We start from the raw sequence: 25015 nt of genomic DNA, 5'->3' as shown, positions 1-25015 counted from the left end.
CTCAGGCCTCCCGCTTGAACAGCAGGGTCGGCGAGGAATAGCCGGGCATGGAATGCACCACGTTGACCAGCTCCCAGCCCAGCCGGCCCTGCTTGTCCAGTTCCTCCTGCAGCGTCTCCATCTTGAAGCCGCCGAATACGCTGGTGTCCACTTTGACGACGAGATACTTCCATTGCTTGTTCATGGTTCTTCCTCGCTGGATTCGTGCTTCGGTGCGGGCAGCCGCCCGGCCTTGCGCAGGGCGTCGCGTATCACGTACTCGATCTGCGCGTTGAGGCTGCGCAGTTCGTCATCGGCCCAGCGCTGCGCCGCCGCCAGCACGTCGGCGTTGATGCGCAGCGGGTAGGCCTTCTTCTCGCTCACTACCGTCCCGTCCCCGCCGGCGCGCGGCGCAGGTGCAGGACCAGCGCGACGCCCAGCGCGTTGACGACCACCACCAGCGCGATCGCCACGCCATAGGTGGCCATGCGGTTGCCGGCGGCCAGGTACAGGCCGATGGCGCCGAGGAACAGGCTCAGCGCGATCAGCGCCCAGCGCAGCCCCAGGCCGCGGGCATGCCGGCTGCCGTCGCGGCTGCTCCAGGCGGCGATGCCCAGGGCCGGCAGGCCGGTGAGAGCGACGATCAGCGCGGCGAGCACGTCATTCATCACGGTGCCTTCAGTACAGCGAGCCGGTGTTGACCACCGGCTGGGTGCCGCGGTCCGAGCACAGCACGGTGAGCAGGTTGCCGACCATCTGCGCCTTGCGTTCCTCGTCCAGCGCGACCAGACCGCTCTTCTGCAGTTCGGACAGCGCCATTTCGACCATGCCCACGGCGCCGGCGACGATGCGCTGGCGGGCGGCGATGACCGCGTTGGCCTGCTGCCGCTGCAGCATCGCCTGGGCGATTTCTGGCGCGTAGGCCAGGTGGCTGATGCGCGCGTCGAGCACCTGCACGCCGGCGTCGGCCAGGCGCTCGGCCAGTTCGTCCTGCAGGTGCTGGGAAATCTCGCTGGCATGGCTGCGCAGCGACAGCTGGCCTTCCTCGTGCTGGTCGTAGGGGTAGCTGGTGGCCATCGCGCGCAGCGCCGATTCGGACTGGATGTGCACGAAGCTCTCGTAGTCGTCGACGTTGTAGACCGCTTCGGAGGCGTCCACCACCTGCCACACGATCACCGCGGCGATCTCGATGGGCGAGCCGTCCAGTTCGTTGACCTTGAGCTTGCCGCTTTCGAAGTTGCGCACGCGCTGGCTGACCTTCTTCTTGGTGAAGAAGGGGTTGTTCCAGCGCAGGCCGTTGTCCTTGACCGTGCCCACGTACTTGCCGAACAGGCTCAGCACCGCGGCCTGGTTGGGCTGGACCATGTACAGGCCGGTGCTGATGAAGATGCCGGCCACCACCACGACCACGCCGAAGATGACGTACGGGCCACCGCCGCCCGCGCCGGTTTTGGTGAGCGCCACCGCGGTGATGAAGGCGGCCACGCCGGCCAGCATCAGGACGAGCGAGCCCAGCAGGGTGGGGATGCCGGGCAGGGAACCGAGGGCTTTCTCTTTCATGGCGCGTCTTCCGTGGTGGTTGAAATGGAAGATATCAAATTGATATCAGCATGCAAGAGGGGCGGGGAGAGGGGCCGCGGCTAGAATGTGCGGCCCTGTTCCCGCCCGGATCCGCCCGATGACCTGCCTTGGTACCCCGCTGTCGCCTTCCGCCACCCGCGTGCTGCTGCTCGGCTCGGGCGAACTGGGCAAGGAAGTGGCGATCGAACTGCAGCGCTTCGGCGTGGAAGTCGTCGCCGTCGACCGCTACGCGGACGCGCCGGCGATGCAGGTCGCGCACCGCAGCCACGTCATCGACATGCTCGACCCGGCCGCGCTGCGCGCGGTGATCGCGCTGGAACAGCCGCACCTGGTGGTGCCCGAGATCGAGGCCATCCACACCCAGACCCTGGTGGAGCTGGAAGCCGCGCAGAACCTGCGGGTCATTCCCACCGCGCGCGCCGCGCGCCTGACCATGGACCGCGAGGGCATCCGCCGGCTGGCCGCCGAAACGCTGGGCCTGCCGACCTCGGCGTACCGCTTCGTCGATACAGAAGCCGAGTACCGCGCCGCGGTGCAGGCCATCGGCCTGCCGTGCGTGGTCAAGCCGGTGATGTCGTCCTCGGGCAAGGGCCAGAGCACGGTGCGCAGCGAGGCCGACATCGGCCCGGCGTGGGATTACGCGCAGACCGGCGGCCGCGCCGGCGCCGGGCGCTGCATCGTCGAGGGCTTCATCGATTTCGACTACGAAATCACCCTGCTGACCGTGCGCCACGCCGGCGGCACCGCGTTCTGCGATCCGATCGGCCACCTGCAGCGCGACGGCGACTACCGCGAGAGCTGGCAGCCGCAGGCGATGTCGGCCACCGCGCTGGCGCGCGCGCAGGACGTGGCGCGCGCCATCACCGACGATCTCGGCGGCTGGGGCGTGTTCGGCGTGGAGCTGTTCGTGAAGAACGACGAAGTGTGGTTCAGCGAAGTCAGCCCGCGCCCGCACGACACCGGGCTGGTGACGCTGGCCTCGCAGGAGCTGAGCGAATTCGCGCTGCACGCGCGCGCCATCCTCGGCCTGCCCGTTCCCGTGATCTGCCACCACGGGCCGTCGGCGTCGTGCGCGATGCTGGCGCAGGGCAACGGCGTGCCGTTCTTCAGCGGCGTCGATGCCGCGCTGCGCGCGCCGGACACCGCGCTGCGCCTGTTCGGCAAGCCGGTAGTGCAGGGCCAGCGCCGCGTCGGCGTCACCCTGGCGCGCGCCGCGGACGTGGAGCAGGCCCGCGCCATCGCCCGCGAAGCGGCCGAAGCCATCGGCATCGAACTGCGCTGACGGGTGCAGGAGCGCACTTCAGTGCGCGATGTAGCTTTCCCGGTGAAGCCCCATCGCGCACTGAAGTGCGCTCCTGCAAGGGCAACGAAGAACGCCGGCGATCGCCGGCGTTCTTCGTTATGACCCTCGTTGCATTGCGTGCAACCTCAGCGCACGTCCACCCACACCAGGTGGTGGTCGCTGCCGTCGGCGATCGCCGCTTCCGCGCTGCCGTCGGCCGGCCAGAACACGCCGCTGCCGATGTAGCTGAAACCGGTCGAGGGCAGCACGTAGTCCAGCCGCATCGTGCCCGAGCGCGGGCCGAAGTCGCCGGTGGCGTGCTGTGGCGCGCCGCGGCGCGCGATGCCCTTCTCGGCATAGGCCAGGCTGGTCTGCTCGCCGCCGACGCTGGTCGGGGTGGGGTAGCGCAGCACGCGCGGGTGTTCGAGCAGTTCGAGGATGGCGTCGTGGCGGCCGTCGCCGTCCACCGGGTCGTTGTTGAGGTCGCCGACGATCACGAAGCGCGCGTCCGCCGCCAGCCCGCCGCAGCGGCCCTGGTCGTCGCACAGCCACGGCGTGTCGCCGCCGTCGAGATATTCCTTCCACAGCCGCAGCTCGTCGTGGTTGCGCGCGGCGTTGCGTTTTTCACGGCCGTCGAACACCGGCGGCGTCGGGTGCGAGGCCAGCACGTGCACCGTGCCCAGCGGCGTGTGCACCGGCACGTCCCAATGCGACTTGGAGGAAAGCCGCAGCTGCGACCACACCGCGTCGTTCCAGAACGGCTTGCCGGTTTCCGGATCGACCGGCCGCAGCGCGCCCGGCAGCGCGCTCCACTTCAGCAACTGGAAGCTGCGCACGGCGGCGGTGTCGATCGGGTACCTGGACAGCACCAGCATGCCGTACTGGCCGGGATGCAGGCCGTAGCCCCAGGCGTCGTTGCCGCGTTCGCGGCCCTTGCCGCCCACGCTGCCGTTGTTGTCCAGGTCCAGGCCGCTGGGCACGCCGGTGTTGACCGGGGCCAGGTAGCGGTAGGGGTAGCGCAATGCTTCGCCGCCGCCGGCCTGCGGCGTTTCCAGGTAGCGCTGCTGGAACAGGTCGGCGGCGCGGTGAGCATCGTCGAAATCGAACTCGTTGAGCAGCACCAGGTCCGGGCGGACCTGCTGCAGCACCGCGGCGATCTTGCGCGCATGCGCGCTGTCGCCTTCCAGTTCGGCGATCAGGCCGCCGGCCTCGTCCGAGTACAGCGAGGTGTTGTAGGTCGCCAGGCGCAGCTGCGCGGTGGCCGCGGGCGCGTCCGGAGCGGCGGGGGCGGTGCTGGTGCAGGCGGCGCAGAGCATCGTCAGGGCCAGGAGCAGGGAGTGTCTGTTCATGCCGGCATTCTCGCATCCGGACGATGAAGGCGTGATGGCAGCGGCGCTAGGGCGTGCCGTCCGCGGGTGCGTCCGCTTCCCGCCAGCGCCTGCCGTCGAAGTGTTCAAGCGGCCGGTAGCGGCGTTTGTAGTCCATCTTGCGGTGGTTCTCGATCCAGTAACCCAGGTACAGGTGCGGCAGGTGCGCGCGCCGTGCCCAGTCGATCTGCTGCAGGATGGCGTAGGTGCCGAGCCCGCGCGCGTGTTCGTCCGGGTCGAAGAAGGTGTACACCGCCGACAGGCCCAGCGGGGTGACGTCGGTGACGGCGACGGCGAGCAGCCGGCCACGCCGGCCGGCTGCTGCTGCGGCGGCGGTGCGGATCTCGAGGAAACGCCCGTGCGACCAGCCGCCGATCAGGAACTGGTCGAACTCGTGCGGGCCATGCTCGTCCATGCCGCCCTTGGCATGGCGCGCGGCGAGGTAGCGCCGGTACAGCGCGAACTGTTCATCGGTGCGCTCGGCCGGCAGCACCCGGCATTCGAGGTCGGCGTTGCGCGCCAGGCAGCGGCGCTGGCTGCGGTCGGGCGTGAAACGTTCCACCGGCACCCGCACCGGCACGCAGGCGCGGCACTGCTGGCAGTGCGGCCGGTAGACCAGGTCGCCGGAGCGGCGGAAGCCCCAGCCCAGCGCCATCGGGTACAGCTCGCCGAGCCGGCTGTCCTGCGGGTCGAGCACGAGATCGCGCGCGCGCCGCTCGGGGAAGTAGCCGCAGGGGTGTTCGCCTGTCTGGAACAGGCGCAGTTCTTCGTTGGAGTCGCCGTGCAAAGCCATGGCGGCAAGCATAGCGGCAGGCGATCTCACCACGTGCGCATGCCGCTGGTTCCGAGGGGCGCCGACGGGTACTGGCCACGGCCCCGGGGCCACGCGGCGCTACCGTGCCGGCGGCGGCACCTGTCCGTGCGATGAATGCGTCCGGCGCGCGGTCAACGGCTTCGGTGCTGGCACGTTGATGTCAACAAGGCGCAGCGATGTGTCCTTTCATCCACTACCGGAGCCAGACCCATGACCCACCGCAAACCCCTGATCCTGCTGGCCGTGCTGATGGCCGCTTCCGTCACCGGCGTCGCCCTGGCCGCCACCGCGCCGGCGCAGAAGCCGGCCCGCGCGCAGCTGGATGCCAACGGCGACGGCGCGATCGACCGCCAGGAAGCCGCTGCCCGTCCGCGCCTGGCGCAGCGTTTCGACGAGATGGACAGGAACAAGGACGGCAAGCTCTCGCGCGAGGAGATGCCGCGCTGGCACGCCCGTGGCGGCGACGGCCACCGCGGCATGGCGCGCCATCATCGCGGGCACCGCGGCGACGGGTTCCAGCGCATGATGGATACCGACCGCGACGGCCGCATCAGCGCCGCCGAGCACCAGGCCTTCTTCGCGCGCATGGACGTGAACAAGGATGGCTTCATCGACCAGGCCGACCGCGACGAGCGCGCCAGGCAGCGTCGCGAGGAATGGTTCCGCAACGCCGATACCGACAAAGACGGCAAGCTGAGCCCGGCCGAACTGGAGGCCGCCCGCGCGAAGATGGGCACGCACGGTCCGCGCGCTATGCAGGCGCCCGCGGCGAAGTGACCCGCCGCCGATGAAAAACGCCCCGCCGTCGCGCGGGGCGTTTTTTGTTGCCGCCATCCCTGACGGCCACCCTTGGACCATCGACGGGCGATGTCAAAAACCGCTCTCCCGGCGGTTTTTGTCCGCCGGCACCGCCGCCGGACGACGGTCCTCAGCGCTTGAGCAGCACGAACAGCACCGCGGCGATGGCCAGCGCGCTGGTCACGACCACCGCGCTGCGGCCGAACAGGCTGTTGTACACGCGGCTGGGACCGCTGCGGCCGTGACGGGCGGCATCGCGCGCGAGCATCGGTCCCATGATCCGCGGCAGCGTCACCAGGTACTGGTAGTTGATCGCGCACATGCCCAGCGCCAGCGTCGCCAGGGTCGCGACCATTCCCAGGCGCAGCGCCACCGCAAGCAGGGTGCTGCCGCAGAACAGCGCGGCGGTGACGGTGTGCAGGCGCATGAAACGCTGCACCTGCGCGCGCTCGCCCGCCGATTCGGCGTAACGCAGCAGATACAGGCAACCCAGCCACGCCGCGGCGGTGCCGCCGATCGTCGCGCCCAGCGTCAACCCCAGGTGGAAACCGTCGGCCATCAGCGTGTTGGCGAGCATGCCCAGCGAGCCGCCCACCGCGCCGCCGCCGCCCACGGCGGTGGCGCCCATGCCGCCGGCGCCGAGCTTGCCGGCGCCGGCCAGGCCGGCGGCGGTGCTGCGATCACCACGGCCTGGCCGTGCCCCGGCCCGGCGCGGCCACCATCAGCAGCGAGCCGATCGTCGCGGCGAAGGCGGTGCCCGGCGCGCTGCTGCGCGCGAACTCGCCGAAGCGGCGCAGCATTTCCTCGCGCACGGTGGCGCGGGCGCGCGACAGGCGCTTGCGCACCGCCGCGTCGCTCAGGCCCAGCAGCGTGGCGACCTGCTGCGAGCTCTGCCCTTCGCGGTAGAACAGCAGCAGCGCTTCGCGGCTGTCCTCGGGCAGGGCCGAGATGATCTCTTCGGCGGCCAGTTCCTCCTCCACGCGCGCCATCGCCTCCGCGGCACCGGGCGTGGGGTCGGCGGCCATGCCGATGGCGATCTCCGCCGCTTCGCCGCTGAGCGGGCGGTTGCGGTTGGCGCGCAGCCAGTCGCGGGCGAGGTTGCGGGTGATCTGCCGCAGCCAGGGCAGGAAGCTGGCCGCGTTGTTGAGCTGGTTGAGCTGCTGCCAGGCCTTGATGAAGGCTTCCTGGGCGATGTCCTCGCTGGCCTGCACGTCGCGGGTGATGGCCAGCGCGATGGCGGTCACCGTGTTCTGGCAGGCCAGCACGATGCGCCCATAGGACTGCGCGCAGCCGCCGCGGGCGGCGGGCAGTTCGTGATGCAGCAGGTTTTCGAGCGTGGCGGCGGTCATGGGTGGCTCCCGGTGGTCTGCAGGACAGGACGGAAGCCGCCGGACGATGTGACCGCCACGCCGCCGGTCAGGGCTTCGGTGGCGGGGCCGGCACGGGCGAGGGCGTGGCGGGCGCCGGACCGCTGGGCTGGATGCGCACGCGGAAACCATCCTCCTCCTGCGCCGGTTGCACCTGCGGTGCCGGTGCCGGTGCCGGCGCGTGCGGCGGCGCCTGCGTGCCGCGATGGCGCAACATGATCACCAGCGTCACGCCGGCGATCACCACCAGCAGGGCGATGCGGATGCGCCAGGCCCAGCCGCGGCCGGCGGACGGTGCCGGCGTTTCGCGGAAGGCGTACTCGGCGACCGGGTGGTCGCGGCGGGTGGTGTCGAGCAGGCGCGCGTCGCGCAGGATTTCGCGCGCGCGCGGCTGGTCGTCGGCACGCACCACCCACACCGTGGGCAATTCCGCGTCGCTCTTCCTGTCCAGGTAACTGAACTGGCCGCGGCGCTTGCTGTGGTACGAGCGGCCGTTGGTGATGCGCACCTCGATGCCGGCCTCGCGCAGCATGTTGGCCACGCCCTCGGCGTTTTCCACGCGCTGGCTGGTGAAGATCTTGCGCATGGCTATTCCTTGTTGCCTTCGCCGGCGGCCGGCGGCGCGACGCGGATCAGCCCTTCTTGCGCGGTGCTGGCCACCAGCACGCCGTCGCGGGTGAAGAACTGGCCGCGCGCCAGGCCGCGCGAGTCCTGCGCGCTGGGGCTGTCGAGCGAGTACAGCAGCCAGTCGTCCACGCGGAACGGCCGGTGGAACCAGATGGCGTGGTCCAGCGAGGCCATCTGCACGTGCGGCTGGTAGTAGCTGATGCCGTGCGGGAAGGTCGCCGTGCCCAGCAGGTGGAAATCCGAGGCGTAGGCCAGCAGCGCCTGGTGCAGCTCCGGCGCGTCGCCGACGCGCTCGTTCAGGCGCATCCACACCTGGTGGTAGGGCGGGCGCTTGGGCGGGTTGAGTTCGTCGCGCGGGTAGACGTGGCGGAATTCGAACGGGCCGCCGCGCGAGAGCCAGCGCTGCACCTTCACCGGCAGGCGCTCGAGCACGTCCGGCGGCAGCGGGCGGTTGGGCTCGATGTCTTCCGGCTGCGGCACCTCGGGCATCTTGTGCTGGTGCTCGGCGCCGTGCTCGGCCTGCTGGAACGACGCCGCGCAGAAGAAGATCACCTTGCCGTGCTGGATCGCGGTGACCCGGCGCACCGAGAAACTGCCGCCGTCGCGGGTGCGGTCCACGTCGTAGATGATCGGGTGGTCGATGTTGCCGGCGCGCAGGAAATAGGCGTGCAGCGAATGCACGTGGCGGCCGTTGTCGAGGGTGGCCTGGGCGGCGGCCAGCGCCTGGCCCAGCACCTGCCCGCCGAACACGTACTTGGTGCCGATGTCGCGGCTCTGGCCCCGGAACAGATTGTCCTCCAGCCGCTCCAGCGACAGCAGGTCGATCAGTTCGGTGACGACGGGTTCGGGGTTGGAGGACAAGACGGCGGGCCTGGGTTTCGACAGGCGGCGATTATAGCGGGCAGGGCCAGGCGGCCATGCCGCCAGACGTGAACCGGTAGGAGCGCACTTCAGTGCGCGAGGGGCTTCACCGGGGAAGCCCCCTCGCGCACTGAAGTGCGCTCCTACCCGGGGATCAGGCTTTGCCCAATTTCGAGGCCAGCGCCTGCAGCGCCGCCTGCGCGTCGGCCGAATACCAGGCTTCGACGAAGCGCTCGAGCTGGATGTGCTGCGGCTGCATCGCCTCGTGCAGGTCGGCGCGGGCGATGGCGCGGGTCTGCAGCATCGGCTGGCGCGGCAGTTTCAGCTGCGCCTGCAGCCAGGCGATGGCCTGCCCGACTACATCGGCGGCGCCATCGGCCAGTTCGTCCACCAGGCCGATCTCCAGCGCGCGCTCGGCGCTGACCAGCTGGCCGCCGGCCAGCAGCACGCCGGCGCGGTGCGTGCCGACCACGCGCCGCATCAACCGCTGGATGCCTTCCGGCGCGACCAGGCCCACCTGCACTTCGTTCAGGCCGATCAGGAAGGGCTTGGCCGGATCGGCGCTGCGCGCCATCACCCGGTAGTCGCAGCACAGCGCCAGCACGCAGCCGCCGGCCGGGGAATGCCCGGTCAGCGCGGCCACGACGGGGATGCGGCTTTCGGCCAGGGTGCGCGCCGCGCCGAAGAAGGCCTGCCAGCTGTCCAGCAGCCGCTGCCGGTCCTCGCCGTGGCGCAGCAGGTACGGCACGTCCATGCCGCCGGTGAACACGCGCTCGCTGCCGGACAGCACCACGCCCTGCACGTCCTCGGCCATGGCCTGGTTCATCGCCGCGATGAGCGCGCGGCACAGCTCGGTGTCCAGCGCGTTGACCGGCGGCCGCGCCAGCCGCAGTTCGCGGACGGGGCCGTGGTTGATCGTGTCGATGAGCGTTGTCATGCTGCGGCCTCGAATACGGCTAGGGAGTCGAGGGTCCGATGATAACCAAACCATTCGCGTGCGTACTGTTGGCGGTGGCGAGCTTCGCCGCGGGCGGCGCGGCGCAGGCGGCGGAATCCCCGTGCGTGCGCATGAGCGAGGGCTGGATCCGTTTCCCGGCGATGGCGCACATGGCCGGCGGCTTCGGCCGCATCGACAACGCGTGCAGGACGGACGTGGCGGTGACCTCGGTGCGCAGCGCGGCGTTCAAGGACGTGTCGCTGCACGAGACCACCCTGGTCGATGGCGTCAGCCGCATGCGCGAGGTCGAGCGGCTGCCGGTGGCGGCCGGGAAGGGCGTCGAACTCAAGCCCGGCGGCCTGCACCTGATGCTGATGGACGGCACCGGCTCGCTGCAGGAAGGCCAGCGCGTGCCGCTGCTGCTGGGCCTGTCCGACGGCACCGAGGTGCGCGGCGAACTGGTGGTGCGCAGGCCCTGAGCGGACAGCATCCGCACCCGCCGGCGGCAGCGCCGGCAGGTGCGGCGCTCAGCTTCCTGCCGGTGCCTGCGGCCGCGCGGAGATCACCTCTTCGATCCAGCCGGCGTAGTGGCCCACGCGCACGTTGCAGGCGGTCTGGCCGTAACGTCCCGGCCGCGCGGTGCGCACATCGCCTGCGACCACCTTCCACGACGCCAGGCCGGCCAGGCGCCACTGGCCGCCGTCCTCGATGAGCACGGGGCCGCCGCTGTCCCCGTTCCCCAGCATGCCTTCCAGGGGCAGCGCGGCTGGCGGTTCGTCGAACACGTAGCAGAGCCAGCGGTCGTAGGCGCTGGTGACGGTATTGAACGCGCGGCGGAGTTCGGTGCGGTTGGGGCCGGCGGGATCGTGCCCGCTGGCGCCGGTGCCGGTGGCGCCCTTGCCCACGATCGCGATGGTCCGGCCCGGCTCGTCGCCGCTCCGGTAGAGGGCCATCGGCGCCACGTCCGCCACCGGTTGCCTGAGTTCGATCAGTGCGATGTCGTCGGAGGCGGCGAGGAACACCACGATCAGCATCGCCTCGCCGCTGGCCATGGCCTGGTCGACCAGCGGCTGCGGCAGCGTCCGGTAGCCGGGATGGATGACGACGCGCGCGACCTCGCGCGGCATGCCGCCGATCACGACCTGTCCGAGCGCGGAATGGGCAGGAAGGGTGTGCGCCGCGGTCACCACCCAGCGCGGGGCGATCAGCACGCCATGGCCCTCGCCGGGCATGTCGACCAGCGCCGGGAAGCTGGAGGCGGGCACGCGGTATTTCGCATCCTCGACGTCGTGCCGGATCACGACGGCGCCGGCGGCCAGGGGAACGGCGAGAAGGAGCAGGAGCCAGGCGAATCGGAGCATGGGCGGTTCCGGGGAGGAGGCGGTGGACTGTCCAGGGAGGCGCCGTTCCGTTCTGTGGATGCGGCTGGCCATGTCCCCGGCATGCGTCGCCGTCATCGTAGTTGCCCGGGCGCTCCTGCGCACACGCCGCGGTCCGGGGCGCGGTTCCGCCCGGGGGCAGGGGAGGCTTGTTGCAGCCATCACGCGGTAAAATGCGCCGATTCCCACTTCCACGCCCGTCATGACCGTCCGCACCCGCTTCGCCCCCAGTCCCACCGGCTACCTGCACATCGGTGGCGCCCGCACCGCGCTGTACTGCTGGCTGGAGGCCCGCCACCGCGGCGGCGAATTCGTGCTGCGCATCGAGGACACCGACCGCGAGCGCAGCACCCAGGCGGCGATCGATGCCATCCTGGAGGCGATGGACTGGCTGGGCCTGGACTACGACGAAGGCCCGGTCTACCAGACCCAGCGCGTCGCCCGCTACAAGGAAGTGGCCGAGCAGCTGATCGCCGCGGGCAAGGCCTATTACGCCTACGAGACCCGCGAGGAGCTGGACGCCATGCGCGAGGCGGCGATGGCCAGGCAGGAGAAGCCGCGCTACAACGGCGCCGCGCGCGACCTGGGCCTGCCGTTCAGGGACGACCCGAACCGCGTCATCCGCTTCAAGAATCCGCTCGACGGCGTGGTCGCCTTCGACGACCTGATCAAGGGCCGCATCGAGATCGCCAACAGCGAACTGGACGACATGGTGATTTTCCGTCCGGACGGCTACCCCACCTACAACTTCGCGGTGGTGGTGGACGACTGGGACATGGGCATCACCGAGGTCATCCGCGGCGACGACCACATCAACAACACCCCGCGCCAGATCAACCTGTACGAGGCCATCGGCGCGCCGGTGCCGAAGTTCGGCCACATGCCGATGATCCTGGACGAGCAGGGCGCCAAGCTGTCCAAGCGCACCGGCGCGGCCGACGTGATGCAGTACAAGGACGCCGGTTACCTGCCCGACGCGCTGCTGAGCTACCTGGCCCGCCTGGGCTGGTCGCACGGCGACCAGGAGCTGTTCGGCCGCCAGGAACTGATCGACCTGTTCGACGTGACCCACTGCAATTCCAAGGCCTCGCGCCTGGACATGGCCAAGCTGGGCTGGGTCAACCAGCACTTCCTGAAGACCGAGGCGCCGGCCAGCATCGCGCCGCACCTGGTCTACCAGCTGGAAAAGCTGGGCCTGGACCTGGCCGCCGGCCCGGCGCCGGAGGACGTGGTCATCGCCCTGCGCGAGCGCGTGCAGACGCTGAAGGAAATGGCCGAAAAGGCGGTGGTCTGGTACCAGCCGCTGACCGTGTACGACGAAGCGGCGGTGGCCAAGCACTTCAAGGCCGGCGCCGAACTGGCGCTGGGCAAGGCGCGCGAACTGCTGGCGGCGCTGCCGCAGTGGACCGCCGAGAGCGTCGGCGCCGCCCTGCACGACACCGCCGCCGCGCTGGAGATCGGCATGGGCAAGGTCGCCCAGCCGCTGCGCGTGGCCATCACCGGCACCCAGGTCAGCCCGGACATTTCGCATACGGTGTACCTGGCCGGCCGCGACGAAGCCTTGAAACGCATCGACGCCGCACTCATCAAGGTACCGAAGGGCTGATCCGGCCGAGGCAGACATGAGCGCACACGAGCACAGCTGTACCGCCCCCCACCACCACGTCGACGACGCGGCGGGCTTCATCGCGGTGGTCGAACGGGTGTGCCGCGAGCGCGGGCTGCGGCTCACGCCGATCCGCGCCAACGTGCTGCGGCTGATCGCCGAGGCCGGCAAGCCGGTCAAGGCCTACGAACTGCTGGAATGGGTGCGCGAGGGCAAGGGCGTGGGCGCCGACGCCCCGCCCACGGTGTACCGCGCGCTGGATTTCCTGATGGCCAACGGCTTCGTGCACAAGTTGTCCTCGGTCAATTCCTTCGTCGCCTGCCACCACCCCAGCAGCAACCAGCATTCGGTGCCGTTCCTGATCTGCGACCGCTGCCACAGCGCGGTCGAACTGGAGGACCGCGACATCGTGCGCCAGCTCGAGACGCGCGCCCGTGAACTGGGCTTCAAGCCGCAGGCGCAGACGCTGGAAGTGCACGGCCTGTGCGCGGACTGCGCCGGCTGAGCCTGCTGGCGGGGCCTGCCACGTCGCGCGCACCCCGTGGCGCGGTGAGGATTTCGCCGCGCGGCCTGCGCGTGCTGTGGGGCTCGACCGCCGCCGCCGTGGTGCTGTGGATCGCCTGCTTCGTGGCGGCGCCGGCTCCAGCTGCCGCAGCATGGTCGACTATCCGGAGTTCCTGCTGATCGCGGCGGTCTTGGGCGTGGTGCTGCTGATCCCGGTGATCGCCGTGGTGGCGTTGGTGGCGACTCTCATGGCGAAGCGCAGGCCGACGGGTTGAAGGCCCCGCATGCGGCCAGCGGCCGATCGTCGGCCTACTTCGCCAGATCCCCCGCGCTGTAGACGACCTCGCCGTCCTTGATGGTCCGCAGCACCTGGATCGTGTGCAGCGCGGCCGGCGCGATGGTCAGCGGATTGTCCGAGAGCACCACCAGGTCGGCGCGCTTGCCGGTTTCGATCGAGCCCTTGCGCGCCTCTTCCGAATACTGCCGCGCGGCCCACAGGGTGATGGATTTGAGCGCCTGTTCCGGCGTCACCCGCTGCGCCGGACCGAGCACGCGGCCGCTGCGCGTGGTGCGGTTGATGGTGGCGTCGAGCACCCGCATCGCATCGGGGAACACCACCGGCGCATCGTGGTGCGAGGTGAACACCATGCCCGCGTCCAGCACCCAGCGCGTGGGCGAGATGTTCTCCGCGCGCTCCGGGCCGAGCACCGAATCGCGGTGCCAGTCGCCCCAGTAGTAGGTATGCATCGGGAACAGCGAGGGGAAGATGCCGAGCCGGCGCAGTTCGCCCACCTGGTCGCGGCGCAGGGTCTGGCCGTGGATCAGCACCGGCATCAGCCGTTTGTCCGGATGCGCGGCCTCGGCGGCGGCCACGGCGTGGATGAACTGGTCGATGGCCGCATCGCCATTGGCATGCGCCAGCACCTGCCAGCCGTTGTCCCAGGCCTTGCCGATCAGCGCATCGGCCTGCGCGTCGCTGTAGGCGGGATAGCCGGCGTAATCCGCCTTTTCGCCTGCAGGCACCCGGTAGTAGGGCCGGCTCAGCCAGGCGGTCTTGCCCTGCGGCGAACCGTCCAGGCTGATCTTCACCCCGCCGATGCGGAAATGGTCGATGTAGTCCGGGCCGTAGTAGGGGCCGCGCATAGCCGGGCTGTCCAGCGCCACCTGGATGTCGGGGTAGGCGACGACGTCGATCTTCAGCCTGCCCGCCTTGCCGGCCATCGGCAGCATCGCCAGCGTGCCGGCATCGGTCTTGCCGTCCTGCGCGGTGGTGTAGCCATGTTTCATGTACAACGCCTGGCCGGCCTCGAACATGGCCATGGCCTGCTCCAGGCTCAATGCCGGCATCAGCCGGGCCAAGGCGAGGGTGTGTGCGCTTTCCTCCAGTACGCCGTCGGGTACGCGGCTGCCGGGCTCACGGCGGATCACTCCGCCTTCGGGATCGGGCGTGCCGGCGTTGATGCCGGCCTGTTCCAGCGCCTTGCTGTTGTACGCGCCCAGATGCCCGGACTGGTGCATCAGGATCACCGGGATGTCGGTGGCGATGGCGTCCAGCTCGGTGCGCGTGGGGTGGCGTTTTTCCGCCAGCTGCGAGTCGTCGTAGCCGAAGCCGATCAACACCTTGTAGCCGCCGGGCACCGTGGCCGCCGCGCGGAACCGGCGCATGATGTCCTGCAGCGCGGGAATGGAATTGCCCTCGCCGTCGGGCGCGGGCAGCAGGTTGGCCGACAGCGCCTGCAGGCCGACGCCGGAGACATGCCCGTGGCTGTCGATGAAGCCCGGCACCAGGGTGCGGCCATGAAGGTCCACCTGCCGCGCCTGCGGACTGAAGGCCAGCGCGGCGCTGCGCGTGCCGACGAAGGCGATGTCGCCGCCGCGCACGACCACCGCTTCGGCCTGCGGTTGCCGGTCGTCCAGGGTGACGATCGGTCCGCCGGAGTACAGCGTGTCCGCCGCGCCGGCGGTGCCATGCAGCGCCGCCAGGAGCGGCAGGGCCAACAGGGGTTTCATGCGCGCGCTCCGCGGCGATGGACGATGCCGAAGCCTAGCGTGCCGCCGGCATGGGCACGGTGATTGCGGCGTCGCTCAGCGCCGCGGTCCGGCGGCCGTGTCCACTTCCACCACCACCGACATGCCCGGGCGCAGGCGCGCGGCCAGCGGCTGGTCGGGGTCGATGGCGATGCGGATCGGCAGGCGCTGCACGACCTTGGTGAAGTTGCCGCTGGCGTTGTCCGGCTTGAGCACGGCGAACTCCGAACCGGTGGCCGGCGCGATCTGTTCGACATGGCCGCGCAGGCGCTGGCCCTGGAAGGCGTCGACGCTGAAGCTCGCCGGCTGGCCGATGGCCATCTTCCAGGTCTGGCCTTCCTTGAAGTTGGCCACGATCCACAGGGTGTCCGGCACCAGGAACAGCAGCTGGCTGCCGGCGGTGACGTACTGGCCCAGCCGCACCGAGGCCTCGGACAGCTGGCCGTCGCGCGGGGCGCGGATGACGGTGTTGTCCAGGTCGATGCGCGCCAGCTCCAGCGCCGCTTCGGCGCTGGCGACCCGGGCCTCCAGCCCCTGGCGCGCGACGCGAGTGGCGGTGAGGTTCTCCTCGGCGATGCGGATGGCCGCCTGCGACTGCGCCACGTCGGCGCTTGCCGCCTGCGCGCCAGCGCGCAGCTTGTCGCGGTCGCTGCTGGACACCAGCTGCTGCGCGGCCAGCGTCTCGTAGCGCCGCAGCTCGGCGCGGCTGCGCTGCTGCTCGGCCTGGCCGGCCGACAGGTTGGCGCGCGCGGAGGCGATCTGCGCACGGTTCTGCGCCTGGCTCTGGTCGGAATTGGCCAGCTGCGCGCGCGCATCGGCCAGCGCCGCCTCGGCCTGGTCGACCTTCTGCCGGTAGGTGCGCTCGTCGATGCGCAGCAGCGGCTGGCCCTGCTTCACATGGTCGAAGTCCTTCACCAGCACCTCGGTGACGTAGCCGCTGACCTGCGGCGCCAGCACCGTGACCTGTCCGCGCACATAGGCGTCGTCGGTATGCACGTGGCTGCTGTTGAACGGCCACAGCTGCCAGGCGCGCAGGATCAGGGTCAGCCCGACCAGGGCGATGACCACCATCACCACCACGCTGGTGCGGCTGGGCGTGTTGTATTTGGAGACCGGCGCCGGTGACGCGGCCGCCTGGCCGTCGCTGGCGTCGGTGATCGGTTCGTCGGCGTTGCCGGGGTTTTGCTGCTTGTCGCTCATGTCGGTTGCTTCATCTGGAAGGCGCGGCGGCCGCGGCCGGCCGGATCGCCTTTTTCACGGTGGGATTGCGGAACAGCACTTCCAGCAGCAGCCAGCCGAGGAAGCCGATGGCCAGCCAGCCGCTCAGCGCGAACACGTCGTTGAAGGCGCGTACGTTGGCCTCGCGCCGGGTGGCTTGCGCCAGCGACGCGGCGGCCTGTGCCTGGCGTTGTGCCGGGTCGGTGACCAGGCGGGCGTAGCCCTGTTGCTGCGCGCGCAGGCGCTGGGCGACGACCGGGTCGGCCGGGTCCAGCTGGCTGACCAGCTGGCTGGAGTACACATGCTCGCGGTGCAGCTGGTAGCTGCCCAGCAGGGCCGAGCCGGCCAGGCCGCCGAAGGTCTGGGTCAGCGACAGCACCACGATGAAGGACACGATGTGGTCCAGCCCGCGCGCCATCGCCTGGCGGATGCCCATCAGCATCAACGGGCCCATGAACATGCCGCTGCCCACCGCCGCCAGGAACTGGCTCAGCGCGAAATCCATCGGCCGGTCCAGGCTGGTGCGGTGCTGGTCGAGGAAGGCGGCGCTGCCGAGCAGGAGGATCGAGGCCAGCAATTGCGGGATCAGCGCCTTCGGCCCGAAGGTCAGCGCGCCGGCGGCGATGCCCACCAGCACGCCGAGCAGGATCACCGCGAACAGCGGCGCCATCTGGTCCGGCCCCATGCCCAGGGTGCGCATCATCGTGACCATGCCGTAGGACTGCTCGTTGGTCAGGAAGCGGATCAGGAACGCGCCGGCGATGAAGCGCAGCATCGTCGGCCCCATCAGCCAGCGGATCTGCAGCAGCGGGTTGCGGCGGTAGTGCTCGATCAGGAACGCCGCCAGGATCAGCACCGTCGCCGCGGCCAGCAGCCAGCCCAGCCACGGCGTGTCGAACCACCAGTGCAGGTAGCCCTGGCTGAGCACGATGACCAGCATCGCCAGCGCCGGGGCGAGCAGGGCGAAGGTGACGAAATCCAGCGGCTCGAACACCTTGATCTGGATGCCCGGCGGAAGCTTGAGGATCACCACCGCGGCGAACGCGCACAGCGCCAGCCCGGCTTCGAACAGATAGAGGTTGTGCCACTCGCCGTGGTCGAGCAGGCCCGGCGAGACCAGCCACGCCAGCGGCACCGCCAGCTGCGACAGGCCCATGCCGACCACCAGCAGGTTGCCCACGTACTTCCTGGGCAGCGCCTGCAGCATGTACAGCGTGCCCAGCGTTGTGCAGGCCGCGCCGGCGAAACCGCTGGCCGCGCGCACCAGCATGGTCGTCGCCAGCCCGCCCACGGCCAGGTGCAGCACCGCCAGCGCGGCGTAGACGCCCAGGCCCAGTTCGGCGAACAGCCGGATGCCGTACTCCTGGCGGAACTTGAACACCAGCAGGTTGGCGGTGACGTTGACCATCAGGTAGGCGGCCACCAGCCAGTTCGCCTCGGCCGGCTGCAGGCCCATCTGCCCCTGGATCCACGGCAGGTTGGCGCTGAGCAGTGCGTTGCCCAGGCCGCCGGTGATCGCCACCAGCACCGCCACCGCGGCGTAGGCCGCGCGCCGGTGCGGCGGGTGCCAGGGCATCGAGGCGGAGCCGGGCAGGGTGGGTTTTTCGTGTTCCTCCCAGTCCGGGATCGGCTTGAGCGGTTTCATGCGCCTGCTCCGGCCGGTGCGCGCAGCCCCGGGCGCAGCAGCTCCAGCGCACGCGCGGCCAGGCGGGCGCGGTCGGGCGCGGGTGCGCCCGCGCAGCGCGGCGCCGAGCATGCTGGAAATCAGCGACAGGTCGGCCAGTTCCAGGTCGGCGCGGCACAGGCCGGCGGCACGTGCGCGCTGCAGGGCGGGCTCCATCAGTTTCAGCACGCGCTGGCGGGCGGCGCGGATCGGCGGATCGTTCTGGTCCACGGCGCGCCAGTAATCGGCCAGCGCCGGCGAGTGCACGATGCGCCGGGCCATGCCGCCGATCAGCTCGAACAGGGCGTCGTCGCGGTCGCCCAGTTCGGCCACGTGCGCCTGGATCTTCTCCACCGTGCGCTGGAGCATCGCCTCGATCAGCGCGGCGCGGTCGGGGAAGTTGCGGTACAGCGTGGCGCGGCCGACGCCGGCGCGTTCCACCACCAGGTCAAGCGGGGCGGTGATGCCGTGTTCGCCGAACACGGCGTCGGCCGCGTCCAGCAGCTGGGCGCGACGCGCGGCGGCATCGGAACGGATCGAGGTCATGCGCACATGATCCGGACAAAAGTGTCCGCTTACAATGAGCGCGGTGTGAAACGTTGCGTCCGGCAAAGCCGGCATTCAGGTCGCCGTGCGCCGGCTCCGGAAAAGCGGAAGGGGCCTTGCGGCCCCTTCCTCCCTCGTTGCCTCGGCGGCGCCGGTCAGAACCAGGCGCGGATGCCGAAGGCGACGCCGCGGCCGGGCAGCGGCGAGTAGTCGCGCAGCAGCGAGGTGTGCGGGCGGGCTTCGCGGTTGGTCAGGTTGCTGCCGTCCAGGAACAGCTCATAGCTGTTGCTGCCGCTGCGGTCCCAGCGGTAGGCCAGGTGCGCATCGACCAGGGTGTAGCCGGCGCTGGGCGCCTCGTTCGGCGCCACGTCGTTCTGGCTGCCGTAGCGGACCGCGCCCAGCGAGGCGCGCCAGCCGTCGCGCGCCCAGCGCAGGTCGGCGCCGACGCGCGCCGGCGAGATCCGCGGCAGGTAGCCGCCATTGGCCAGGTTCACGCTGTAGCGGTGGCTGTGGTCGCCGTGCGGCACGGCGATGTCCGCGCGGCGGCTGCCACTGCCGTCCAGTTCGGCCTTGACGTAGTCGCCGAACACGCGCAGGTCCCAGTCGCCGCTTTCGCCTTCGGCCAGGTGGAACATGGCCTCGGCCTCGGCGCCCTTGAAGGTGGCGTCGTGCTGGGTCCAGACCCGGACCGGCAGTCCCTGCTCGACCACGCCGGTGTCGGCCAGGTAGATGAAGTCCTTGAACTTCGTCTGGTAGACCGCGGCCGAAACGTCGATGCGGTCGCTGTGCGCGTGCACGCCCAGTTCCATGCGGTGGCCCCGCTCGGTGTCCAGGTTGGCGTCGCCGATCTCCAGCGAGCGCGTGGCGATGTGGGCGCCGGCGGCGTACAGCTCCTCGTTGGTCGGCGCGCGTTCGGAACCGTCCACGCCGAAGCGCAGGTCGAAATGGTCGTTGACCGTCCAGATGCCGGCCGCCGACAGGTTGGTGGCGCCGAAGTCGCGGTCGCGCAGCGCATCGTCCGGGCTGAGCTTGACCCGGTCGTGGCGGCCGCCCAGTTCCAGCTTGAGCGGGCCGAACTGCTTTTCCTGCAGCACGAACAGGCCCAGCGTGCGCGTGCGCGTATCCGGGACGAAGGCCTCTTCGCCCTGCGCGCCGAAATCGCTGTCGCCGAACTGCAGGCCGAACGCGCCGTTCCAGCCGGCCAGCGGCTTCTGCACCGCTTCCACGCGGCCTTCCACGCCCTTGTTGGTGAAGCGCGTGGACGGCGTGCCGGCTTCCAGTTCGGTGTGCTCGTAATCGGTCCAGGCCGCACGCACGGTCACGCTCTGCAGGAACGGCAGCGGATCGTAGAGGCCGCCTTTCACGTCGAAGCGGTTCTGCACCATGTCGATGCGCACGTCGTGTTCGCCTTCGCCTTCCTCGTCGCCATGGTCGTGGCCGTGGTCGTCATGGTCGTGATCGTGGCCGTGATCGTCGTCGGCATGGACGTGGGCGCCGTTGGGAATGCCGTAGTTGCTGCGATACGTGCCCAGCGAGGCACCGAGGAAACCCGACTCGCCCAGCCAGGTGGCGCCGACGCCGCCGGCGCGGGTGCGCGTGGCGCTGTTTTCCAGGCGGCCGCGCGGGCCGAGTTCGTCGCCGTGGTCATCGTGCTCGTCATGGCCGTGCTCGTCGTCCAGCGCCGCCGGATTGATCGCGTGACCGGGGATGCGGTAGTCGTCGCCGTTGCGCACCAGGCCGTCGACGTGCAGCACCAGGTTGTCGCCGCTGACGCCGTCGAGCCGGAACATGCCGCTGCGCTCGCTGTTGACGCTGTTGCCGCGCAGTTCGGCGCGGCCGCTCAGCGGGCGCTCGGGCAGGTCGCGGGCGATGCGCCCGTCGACCACGTTGACCGCGCCGCCGATGGCGCCGCTGCCGAACAGCAGGGTCGCCGGGCCCTTCAGCACTTCGATCTGGTCGGCCAGGAACGGCTCGATGCTGGTGGCATGGTCGGCGCTGACGGTGGAGGCGTCCATGTTGCCGACGCCGTTGGCGACCACCGCCACGCGCGGGCCTTCCTGCCCGCGGATGATCGGCCGGCCGACGCCGGGGCCGAAGGAGGTGGTCTGCACGCCGGGCATGCGCGAGATGGTGTCGCCGAGCGTGGCCCCCTTGCGCGCGTCCAGTTCCTCGCCGGTCAGCACCGCGACCGGGCGGGCCAGCGATTCGGCGTCGCTCTGCAGCGGCGAGGCGGTGACCTTGACCGCGGAGAGTTCGGTCAGGTGGTGGCTCTGCCCGTCGCCGTCGTCGGCGGCATGGGCGGCGGGAAGGGCCGCGGCGAGCGCCAGGAACAGCGCCGGGCGGGCGAGATGCGGGAGGGAGCGGGAGGAGATCGGTCGGGTCATGGTGTTGTTACTTTGTATCAATGGAGGGGCGTGGGACGGCCAGGAAGGGCGGCGGTCAGGAAAGGGTGTGGGCGGGCAGGACGATAATGTTATATTATTCCATAACGCGCCGCCGCCCCTGCTGGAAGTCATGCCGCCGAAATCGTCCCGCCAGTTCCTCGACCGCTTCGGCGCCGCCGGCTCGCTGCTGTGCGCGGCGCATTGCGCGATCCTGCCGGCGCTTCTGGCGCTGGCGCCGTCGCTGGGGCTGTCGTTCTGGCTGAGCGACGGCATCGAGCAGGCGGTGGTGGTCTTCGTGACCTTCCTTGGCCTGTTCAGCCTGCTCTGGGGCTACCGCCGCCATCGCGCGCTGCGCGCGCTGGCGCTGCTCGTCCCCGGCCTGGCGCTGCTGTGGGCCGGGCTGCTGCATGCCGAACTGCACCATTCTCGGGTGCCGCACGCGCTGGTGATGACCGTCGGCGGCGTGCTGGTGGGCCTGGCCCACCTGATGAACCTGCGCCTGAACCACCGCCACGTGCACGACGCCAGCTGCGCGCATTGAGGGGCGCATGTTAGGCTTTCACTTCACGCGCGGGGGCGCTCTCAAAGCGGCCTCGCCGAACCCGTGTCAGTACGGGGCAATTTGATTTCACACTTGAGGAGTTGACGACATGGGTAAGGGTGACCGCAAGACCGCCAAGGGCAAGCGCTACAACGCCAGCTACGGCAATGCGCGTTCGCATTCGGTGAGCAAGGTGGCCGTGGGCGCAGCTGCGCCGGTCGCCAAGAAGACTGTCGCCAAGGCACCGGCCAAGAAGGCCGTCGCCAAGAAGACGGTGGCCAAGGCCGGTTGATCCCGGTCCGGCATCAGCGAAAAAGCGGCGCTTGCGCCGCTTTTTTCATGCCCGGCTTCAGCCGCGATGGGGCATCCATGCGGCGCCTTCTACAACGGGCCAGCGCCCTGCGTGAGGAATGGGGTGATGGGAATGCCCCGTCGCGGCTGAAGCCGCTCCTGTGGGTACCGCTATCCACACCGCGGCGCGCGCGCTGCCGGGCCGGGGTGGCCCGTCGGAGCACGCTGGCTCCGGCCATGGCCGGTTTCGTCGCGCCCGGGCGGGCGTTCGTCGCATTCCCGCCGGCGCGCATGGCGATGCGACAGGATGCCGGCTCCCCGGATAAGGAGACCGACATGCGACTTGCCTTGGCGTTGTTCGCCACCCTTTCGACCACCGCACTGCCCGGACCGGCCCTGGCATCGGCGGACGCGACGCTGGCGCGCGTCGTGGCGCAGCGCCTGCAGGGCGACCGCACCGGCGCCTGCCTGGCGGTGGCCGTGGTGGAGCGTGGACAGGTCGCGCGCACTTACCAGTGCGCCGACGACCGCGCGCCCTTGCGCATCGGCGCCGACAGCGCGTTCGAGATCGGCTCGGTCAGCAAGACCATGACCGCGGCCCTGCTGGCCGATCTGATCCGCGACGGCAAGGGCTCGCTGGAGGACCCGCTTTCGGCGTGGCTGCCGGCGGGCACGAAGGTGCCGGCCTACGAAGGCCAGCCGATCCTGCTGCGCCACGTGGTGACGCACACCTCGGGCCTGCCGGCGCTGCCGCCGGGGCTGGCGCCGTCCGATCCGGACGACCCCTACGCCGGCCTGGACGCCGCGGCGCTGCTGGCCTCGCTCGGCGAGGTGCGCCTGGCGGCCGTGCCGGGCAGCGGTTTCGAGTATTCCAACTACGCCTCGATGCTGCTCTCGTACGCGGTCGCGCGGCGCGCCGGCAGCGATCTGGAAACGCTGCTCTCGCGGCGCCTGTTCGCGCCGCTGGGCATGACCGGCGCCTACATCGAGGCGAAGCCGGCGCAGGTGCGCGCGGCGGTCGGGCATCGTCCGGGCGCGGCCGTGCCGGCATGGCGTTTCGCCACCGACCTGGCCGGTGTCGGCGGCGTGCGCGCCACGCTCCAGGACATGGTCCGCTACGTGCAGGCCCAACTGGGCTGGATCGAGGCGCCGGTGGCGCCGGCCCTGGCGATGACCCATGCGCCGCTGTCGGCGGAGCCGGCGATGGGCATGAACTGGATGCGGGTGCCGGTGAACGGCCGCACCGCGCTGATGCATGAAGGCGGCACCGGCGGCTTTTCCTCCTTCGTGGCGCTCGATCCGGAGCGGCAGCGCGGCGTGGTGATCCTGTCCGACACCAGCTGGACCGCGATCGGCGGCCTGGGCAGCCTGGGCCTGCACTTGGTCGACCCCGCCTTCCCGCTGGGCAAGCCGCGCCGGGAAGTGGCGCCGGCGCCGGCGCTGCTGCAGGCGCTGGCCGGCGAGTACCAGTTGCAGGGCGCGATGAAAGTGGCCCTGCGCGCACGCGATGGCCAACTGTACGTCCAGCCCGACGGGCAGGCCGAACTGGCGATGGGCCACGACGATGCCGGCGAGTTCCATGCGCTGCAGGCCGACGTCGTGCTGCGCCCGCAGCGCAGGGCCGACGGCAGCTACGGCTTCGTCTGGTCGCAGATGGGCGCGGAGATCCCTGCCGTGCGCGTCGATCTGCAGCGCGCTCCGCCGCCGGTGCTGTCGGCGCAGGCGCTGGCCGCCTATGCCGGCACCTATCCGCTGATGCCGGGATTCGCGCTGGAAGTGCGCGGGCGCGACGGTCGGCTGCATGCGCAGGCGAGCGGGCAGGGCGAGTTCGCGCTGGACGCGGTGGCGGCCGATGCCTTCGAAGCGCCGGCCTACGGCATCGAGATCCGTTTCCTGCGCGGTGCCGACGGCGGCGTGCGTTCGCTGGAACTGCACCAGGCGGGACAGGTGCTGCGCGGCACGAGACAATGACCGCCTGCCCGGGAACGGAAACGAGGGTCTTTGCATGGCATCCACGCACGAGCCGCCCACGGCGCGGGACGGGCGCTCCGGCGCGGCGGACGCGCGGATGAGCGGTTTTTCCGGCTATTCGCTGCGGCAGCCGCTGCCGGCCGAGGTGATCGTCGGCGGCAGCGCGGCGTGGAGCCGCTACCGCCAGTACCCGGTGTTCAGCGCGCCGTGGCTGGGCAGGCGCAGCCTGCTGTTCATGGCCCTGATCGCGCCCGCGGCCGTGCTGCTCGGTGCCGTGGCCGTGGCCGAGGGGCATGGTTACCGTGCCGGGTTGCTGATGTTCGCGCTGCAGTTCACCGGGTTCTCGCTGATGGCCACCGCCGGGCCGGCATTCGCCACGTGGGTGCGCCACCGCCGCTGGAGCGAGGCGCGCGAACGCCGCGGCGTGGTGGTCGCGGTGCTGCTGGGTGTGGTGTCGAGTTTCGTGGTGGACCACTTCGTGTCGGCCGAAGTCACGCGCCTGGTGGCGCTGGAAACGCCGGAGCCTGGGGGCCGCGCCGGGCTCGGGCCGGTGGCGCGCGTGGTGGCGCTGTCGATCAATATCGCGGTGCTGCTGCTGGTCTACGGGCTGTTCGGTGGCGGGCTGGCGCTGCGCGCCTATTTCAGCGAGCGCCGGCGCTGGACCGGGCATCGCCACCGCCAGGAACTGGAAGATGCGCAGCGGCGCGCGCGCGATGCCGACCTGCGCCTGGGCGTGCTGCAGGCGCAGGTGGAACCGCATTTCCTGTTCAACACCCTGGCCTCGGTACGCGCGCTGGTGCGCCAGGAACCGGCGCAGGCCGAGGCGATGCTGGACGCGCTGGCCGGTTTCCTCCGCGCCACCATTCCCCGGCTGCGCGAGGACAGCGTCGCGCTGCACTCCACGCTCGGCCAGCAGCTGGACCTCTGCACCACCTACCTGGCGCTGATGCAACTGCGCATGGGCGGGCGCCTGCAGTACGGCGTGCAGGCCGACGCGTCCCTGCGCGCGCATCCGTTCCCGCCAGCGCTGCTGATCACCCTGGTGGAGAACGCGATCCGGCATGGGCTCGAATCCCGGCCCGGCGGCGGCTGCATCGATATCGTGGCGGTGCAGCGGGAGGATCGCCTGCAGGTGGAAGTGATCGACGACGGCACCGGCCTGAAACCGGGGCCGGTCGGCGGCGTCGGCCTGGCCAACATGCGCGAGCAGCTGGCGCAGCGGTTCGGCGGCCGCGCGCGCCTGCGCCTGCATTCGCGCGACGGGCGTGGCG

23 protein-coding genes and 2 pseudogenes are annotated in these 25015 nt (G+C 70.7%); 10 read left to right on the top strand and 15 right to left on the bottom strand.

Annotation, left to right across the window (positions count from 1 at the left end; translation table 11 throughout):
• Position 1: 1 nt before the first annotated feature.
• The 4 genes from ABTV91_RS14545 to ABTV91_RS14530 are packed head-to-tail and all read right to left on the bottom strand — an operon-like array spanning position 2 to position 1539.
• Positions 2 to 184: a DUF4177 domain-containing protein gene (locus ABTV91_RS14545; protein ID WP_433852060.1), complete on the bottom strand. Its 183-nt coding sequence runs from the start codon at positions 182 to 184 to the stop codon at positions 2 to 4.
• Complete coding sequence (locus ABTV91_RS14540; RefSeq protein ID WP_433852059.1) at positions 181 to 363, bottom strand: Arc family DNA binding domain-containing protein; 183 nt, start codon at positions 361 to 363, stop codon at positions 181 to 183. The genes ABTV91_RS14545 and ABTV91_RS14540 overlap by 4 nt, the downstream gene beginning before the upstream one ends.
• Entirely contained in the window at positions 363 to 647 is a 285-nt protein-coding gene (locus ABTV91_RS14535) for a hypothetical protein (protein ID WP_433852058.1), read from the bottom strand. Before ABTV91_RS14535 ends, ABTV91_RS14540 begins: the two co-directional genes overlap by 1 nt.
• A 10-nt stretch (positions 648 to 657) precedes the next feature.
• Complete coding sequence (locus tag ABTV91_RS14530; RefSeq protein WP_433852057.1) at positions 658 to 1539, bottom strand: SPFH domain-containing protein; 882 nt, start codon at positions 1537 to 1539, stop codon at positions 658 to 660.
• Positions 1540 to 1657: 118 nt separating this feature from the next.
• Here ABTV91_RS14530 and purT point away from each other — a divergent pair, with 118 nt between their 5' ends.
• Entirely contained in the window at positions 1658 to 2842 is a 1185-nt protein-coding gene (purT, locus tag ABTV91_RS14525; RefSeq protein WP_433852056.1) for a formate-dependent phosphoribosylglycinamide formyltransferase, read from the top strand.
• 146 nt (positions 2843 to 2988) lie between these two features.
• Here the strand turns inward: purT and ABTV91_RS14520 are convergent, their stop codons facing one another.
• Together ABTV91_RS14520 and ABTV91_RS14515 are read right to left on the bottom strand one after the other, a co-directional pair.
• Positions 2989 to 4191: an endonuclease/exonuclease/phosphatase family protein gene (locus tag ABTV91_RS14520; RefSeq protein WP_433852055.1), complete on the bottom strand. Its 1203-nt coding sequence runs from the start codon at positions 4189 to 4191 to the stop codon at positions 2989 to 2991.
• A 46-nt stretch (positions 4192 to 4237) separates the two neighbouring features.
• Positions 4238 to 5002, bottom strand: coding sequence for an arginyltransferase (locus ABTV91_RS14515; protein WP_433852054.1), 765 nt, complete (start codon positions 5000 to 5002; stop codon positions 4238 to 4240).
• Positions 5003 to 5233: 231 nt separating this feature from the next.
• Here ABTV91_RS14515 and ABTV91_RS14510 point away from each other — a divergent pair, with 231 nt between their 5' ends.
• Positions 5234 to 5800 carry an EF-hand domain-containing protein gene (locus ABTV91_RS14510; protein ID WP_433852053.1) on the top strand — a complete coding sequence of 189 codons (567 nt, stop codon included), beginning with the start codon at positions 5234 to 5236 and terminating at the stop codon, positions 5798 to 5800.
• 151 nt (positions 5801 to 5951) lie between these two features.
• Here the strand turns inward: ABTV91_RS14510 and ABTV91_RS14505 are convergent.
• The 4 genes and pseudogenes from ABTV91_RS14505 to ABTV91_RS14490 form a co-directional block, all read right to left on the bottom strand.
• Positions 5952 to 7170 (bottom strand): annotated as a pseudogene (locus ABTV91_RS14505) (RNA polymerase sigma factor).
• 67 nt (positions 7171 to 7237) lie between these two features.
• Positions 7238 to 7774 carry a putative signal transducing protein gene (locus ABTV91_RS14500; RefSeq protein ID WP_433852052.1) on the bottom strand — a complete coding sequence of 179 codons (537 nt, stop codon included), beginning with the start codon at positions 7772 to 7774 and terminating at the stop codon, positions 7238 to 7240.
• A 2-nt stretch (positions 7775 to 7776) separates the two neighbouring features.
• Positions 7777 to 8676 carry an acyl-CoA thioesterase II gene (tesB, locus tag ABTV91_RS14495; protein ID WP_433852051.1) on the bottom strand — a complete coding sequence of 300 codons (900 nt, stop codon included), beginning with the start codon at positions 8674 to 8676 and terminating at the stop codon, positions 7777 to 7779.
• Positions 8677 to 8830: 154 nt separating this feature from the next.
• On the bottom strand, positions 8831 to 9613 hold the full coding sequence (locus ABTV91_RS14490; RefSeq protein WP_433852050.1) for an enoyl-CoA hydratase/isomerase family protein: 783 nt from the start codon (positions 9611 to 9613) through the stop codon (positions 8831 to 8833).
• 38 nt (positions 9614 to 9651) lie between these two features.
• Here ABTV91_RS14490 and ABTV91_RS14485 point away from each other — a divergent pair, with 38 nt between their 5' ends.
• Positions 9652 to 10092: a copper chaperone PCu(A)C gene (locus ABTV91_RS14485; RefSeq protein WP_433852049.1), complete on the top strand. Its 441-nt coding sequence runs from the start codon at positions 9652 to 9654 to the stop codon at positions 10090 to 10092.
• 48 nt (positions 10093 to 10140) lie between these two features.
• On the opposite strand, the gene ABTV91_RS14480 is transcribed toward ABTV91_RS14485, so the two are convergent.
• Complete coding sequence (locus ABTV91_RS14480; protein ID WP_433852048.1) at positions 10141 to 10974, bottom strand: S1 family peptidase; 834 nt, start codon at positions 10972 to 10974, stop codon at positions 10141 to 10143.
• 220 nt (positions 10975 to 11194) lie between these two features.
• On the opposite strand from ABTV91_RS14480, the gene gltX reads away from it, so the two are divergent.
• From gltX to ABTV91_RS14465, 3 genes are all read left to right on the top strand, one after another.
• A complete protein-coding gene (gene gltX, locus ABTV91_RS14475; RefSeq protein WP_433852047.1) occupies positions 11195 to 12598 on the top strand; it encodes a glutamate--tRNA ligase in 1404 nt (467 codons plus the stop codon).
• Positions 12599 to 12614: 16 nt separating this feature from the next.
• On the top strand, positions 12615 to 13103 hold the full coding sequence (locus ABTV91_RS14470; RefSeq protein ID WP_433852046.1) for a transcriptional repressor: 489 nt from the start codon (positions 12615 to 12617) through the stop codon (positions 13101 to 13103).
• Positions 13104 to 13254: 151 nt separating this feature from the next.
• Positions 13255 to 13377 (top strand): hypothetical protein, encoded by a 123-nt coding sequence (locus ABTV91_RS14465; RefSeq protein WP_433852045.1) that lies wholly within the window; start codon positions 13255 to 13257, stop codon positions 13375 to 13377.
• A gap of 34 nt (positions 13378 to 13411) precedes the next feature.
• Here ABTV91_RS14465 and ABTV91_RS14460 read toward each other — a convergent pair whose 3' ends face one another.
• The 4 genes from ABTV91_RS14460 to ABTV91_RS14445 all read right to left on the bottom strand — a co-directional run bounded on the left by ABTV91_RS14460 (position 13412) and on the right by ABTV91_RS14445 (position 20941).
• Entirely contained in the window at positions 13412 to 15112 is a 1701-nt protein-coding gene (locus tag ABTV91_RS14460) for an amidohydrolase (protein ID WP_433852044.1), read from the bottom strand.
• Positions 15113 to 15187: 75 nt separating this feature from the next.
• Positions 15188 to 16330 (bottom strand): HlyD family secretion protein, encoded by a 1143-nt coding sequence (locus ABTV91_RS14455; RefSeq protein WP_433852043.1) that lies wholly within the window; start codon positions 16328 to 16330, stop codon positions 15188 to 15190.
• 10 nt (positions 16331 to 16340) lie between these two features.
• Positions 16341 to 18557, bottom strand: coding sequence for an MFS transporter (locus tag ABTV91_RS14450; RefSeq protein ID WP_433852042.1), 2217 nt, complete (start codon positions 18555 to 18557; stop codon positions 16341 to 16343).
• Between the two features lie 155 nt (positions 18558 to 18712).
• The gene (locus tag ABTV91_RS14445) at positions 18713 to 20941 is read right to left on the bottom strand and encodes a TonB-dependent receptor (RefSeq protein ID WP_433852041.1); all 2229 of its coding nucleotides are present in this window, start codon (positions 20939 to 20941) and stop codon (positions 18713 to 18715) included.
• A 130-nt stretch (positions 20942 to 21071) separates the two neighbouring features.
• Between ABTV91_RS14445 and ABTV91_RS14440 the strand changes: the two genes are divergently transcribed.
• From ABTV91_RS14440 to ABTV91_RS14425, 4 genes and pseudogenes are all read left to right on the top strand, one after another.
• Entirely contained in the window at positions 21072 to 21482 is a 411-nt protein-coding gene (locus ABTV91_RS14440) for a MerC domain-containing protein (protein WP_433852040.1), read from the top strand.
• 109 nt (positions 21483 to 21591) lie between these two features.
• A complete protein-coding gene (locus tag ABTV91_RS14435) occupies positions 21592 to 21774 on the top strand; it encodes a 30S ribosomal protein THX (protein WP_054666917.1) in 183 nt (60 codons plus the stop codon).
• Positions 21775 to 22109: 335 nt separating this feature from the next.
• Positions 22110 to 23744 carry a serine hydrolase gene (locus tag ABTV91_RS14430; RefSeq protein WP_433852039.1) on the top strand — a complete coding sequence of 545 codons (1635 nt, stop codon included), beginning with the start codon at positions 22110 to 22112 and terminating at the stop codon, positions 23742 to 23744.
• Positions 23626 to 25002, top strand: a pseudogene (locus ABTV91_RS14425) (sensor histidine kinase); the annotation flags it as partial. The gene ABTV91_RS14430 and the pseudogene ABTV91_RS14425, both read left to right, overlap by 119 nt.
• Between the last annotated feature and the right edge of the window lie 13 nt (positions 25003 to 25015).

It is taken from the genome of Stenotrophomonas nitritireducens (genome assembly GCF_050984405.1).
Lineage (GTDB): Bacteria > Pseudomonadota > Gammaproteobacteria > Xanthomonadales > Xanthomonadaceae > Stenotrophomonas > Stenotrophomonas nitritireducens_B.
The sequence above is the reverse complement of the archived record's forward strand: the minus strand, read 5'-3'. Positions and strand labels throughout refer to the sequence as shown.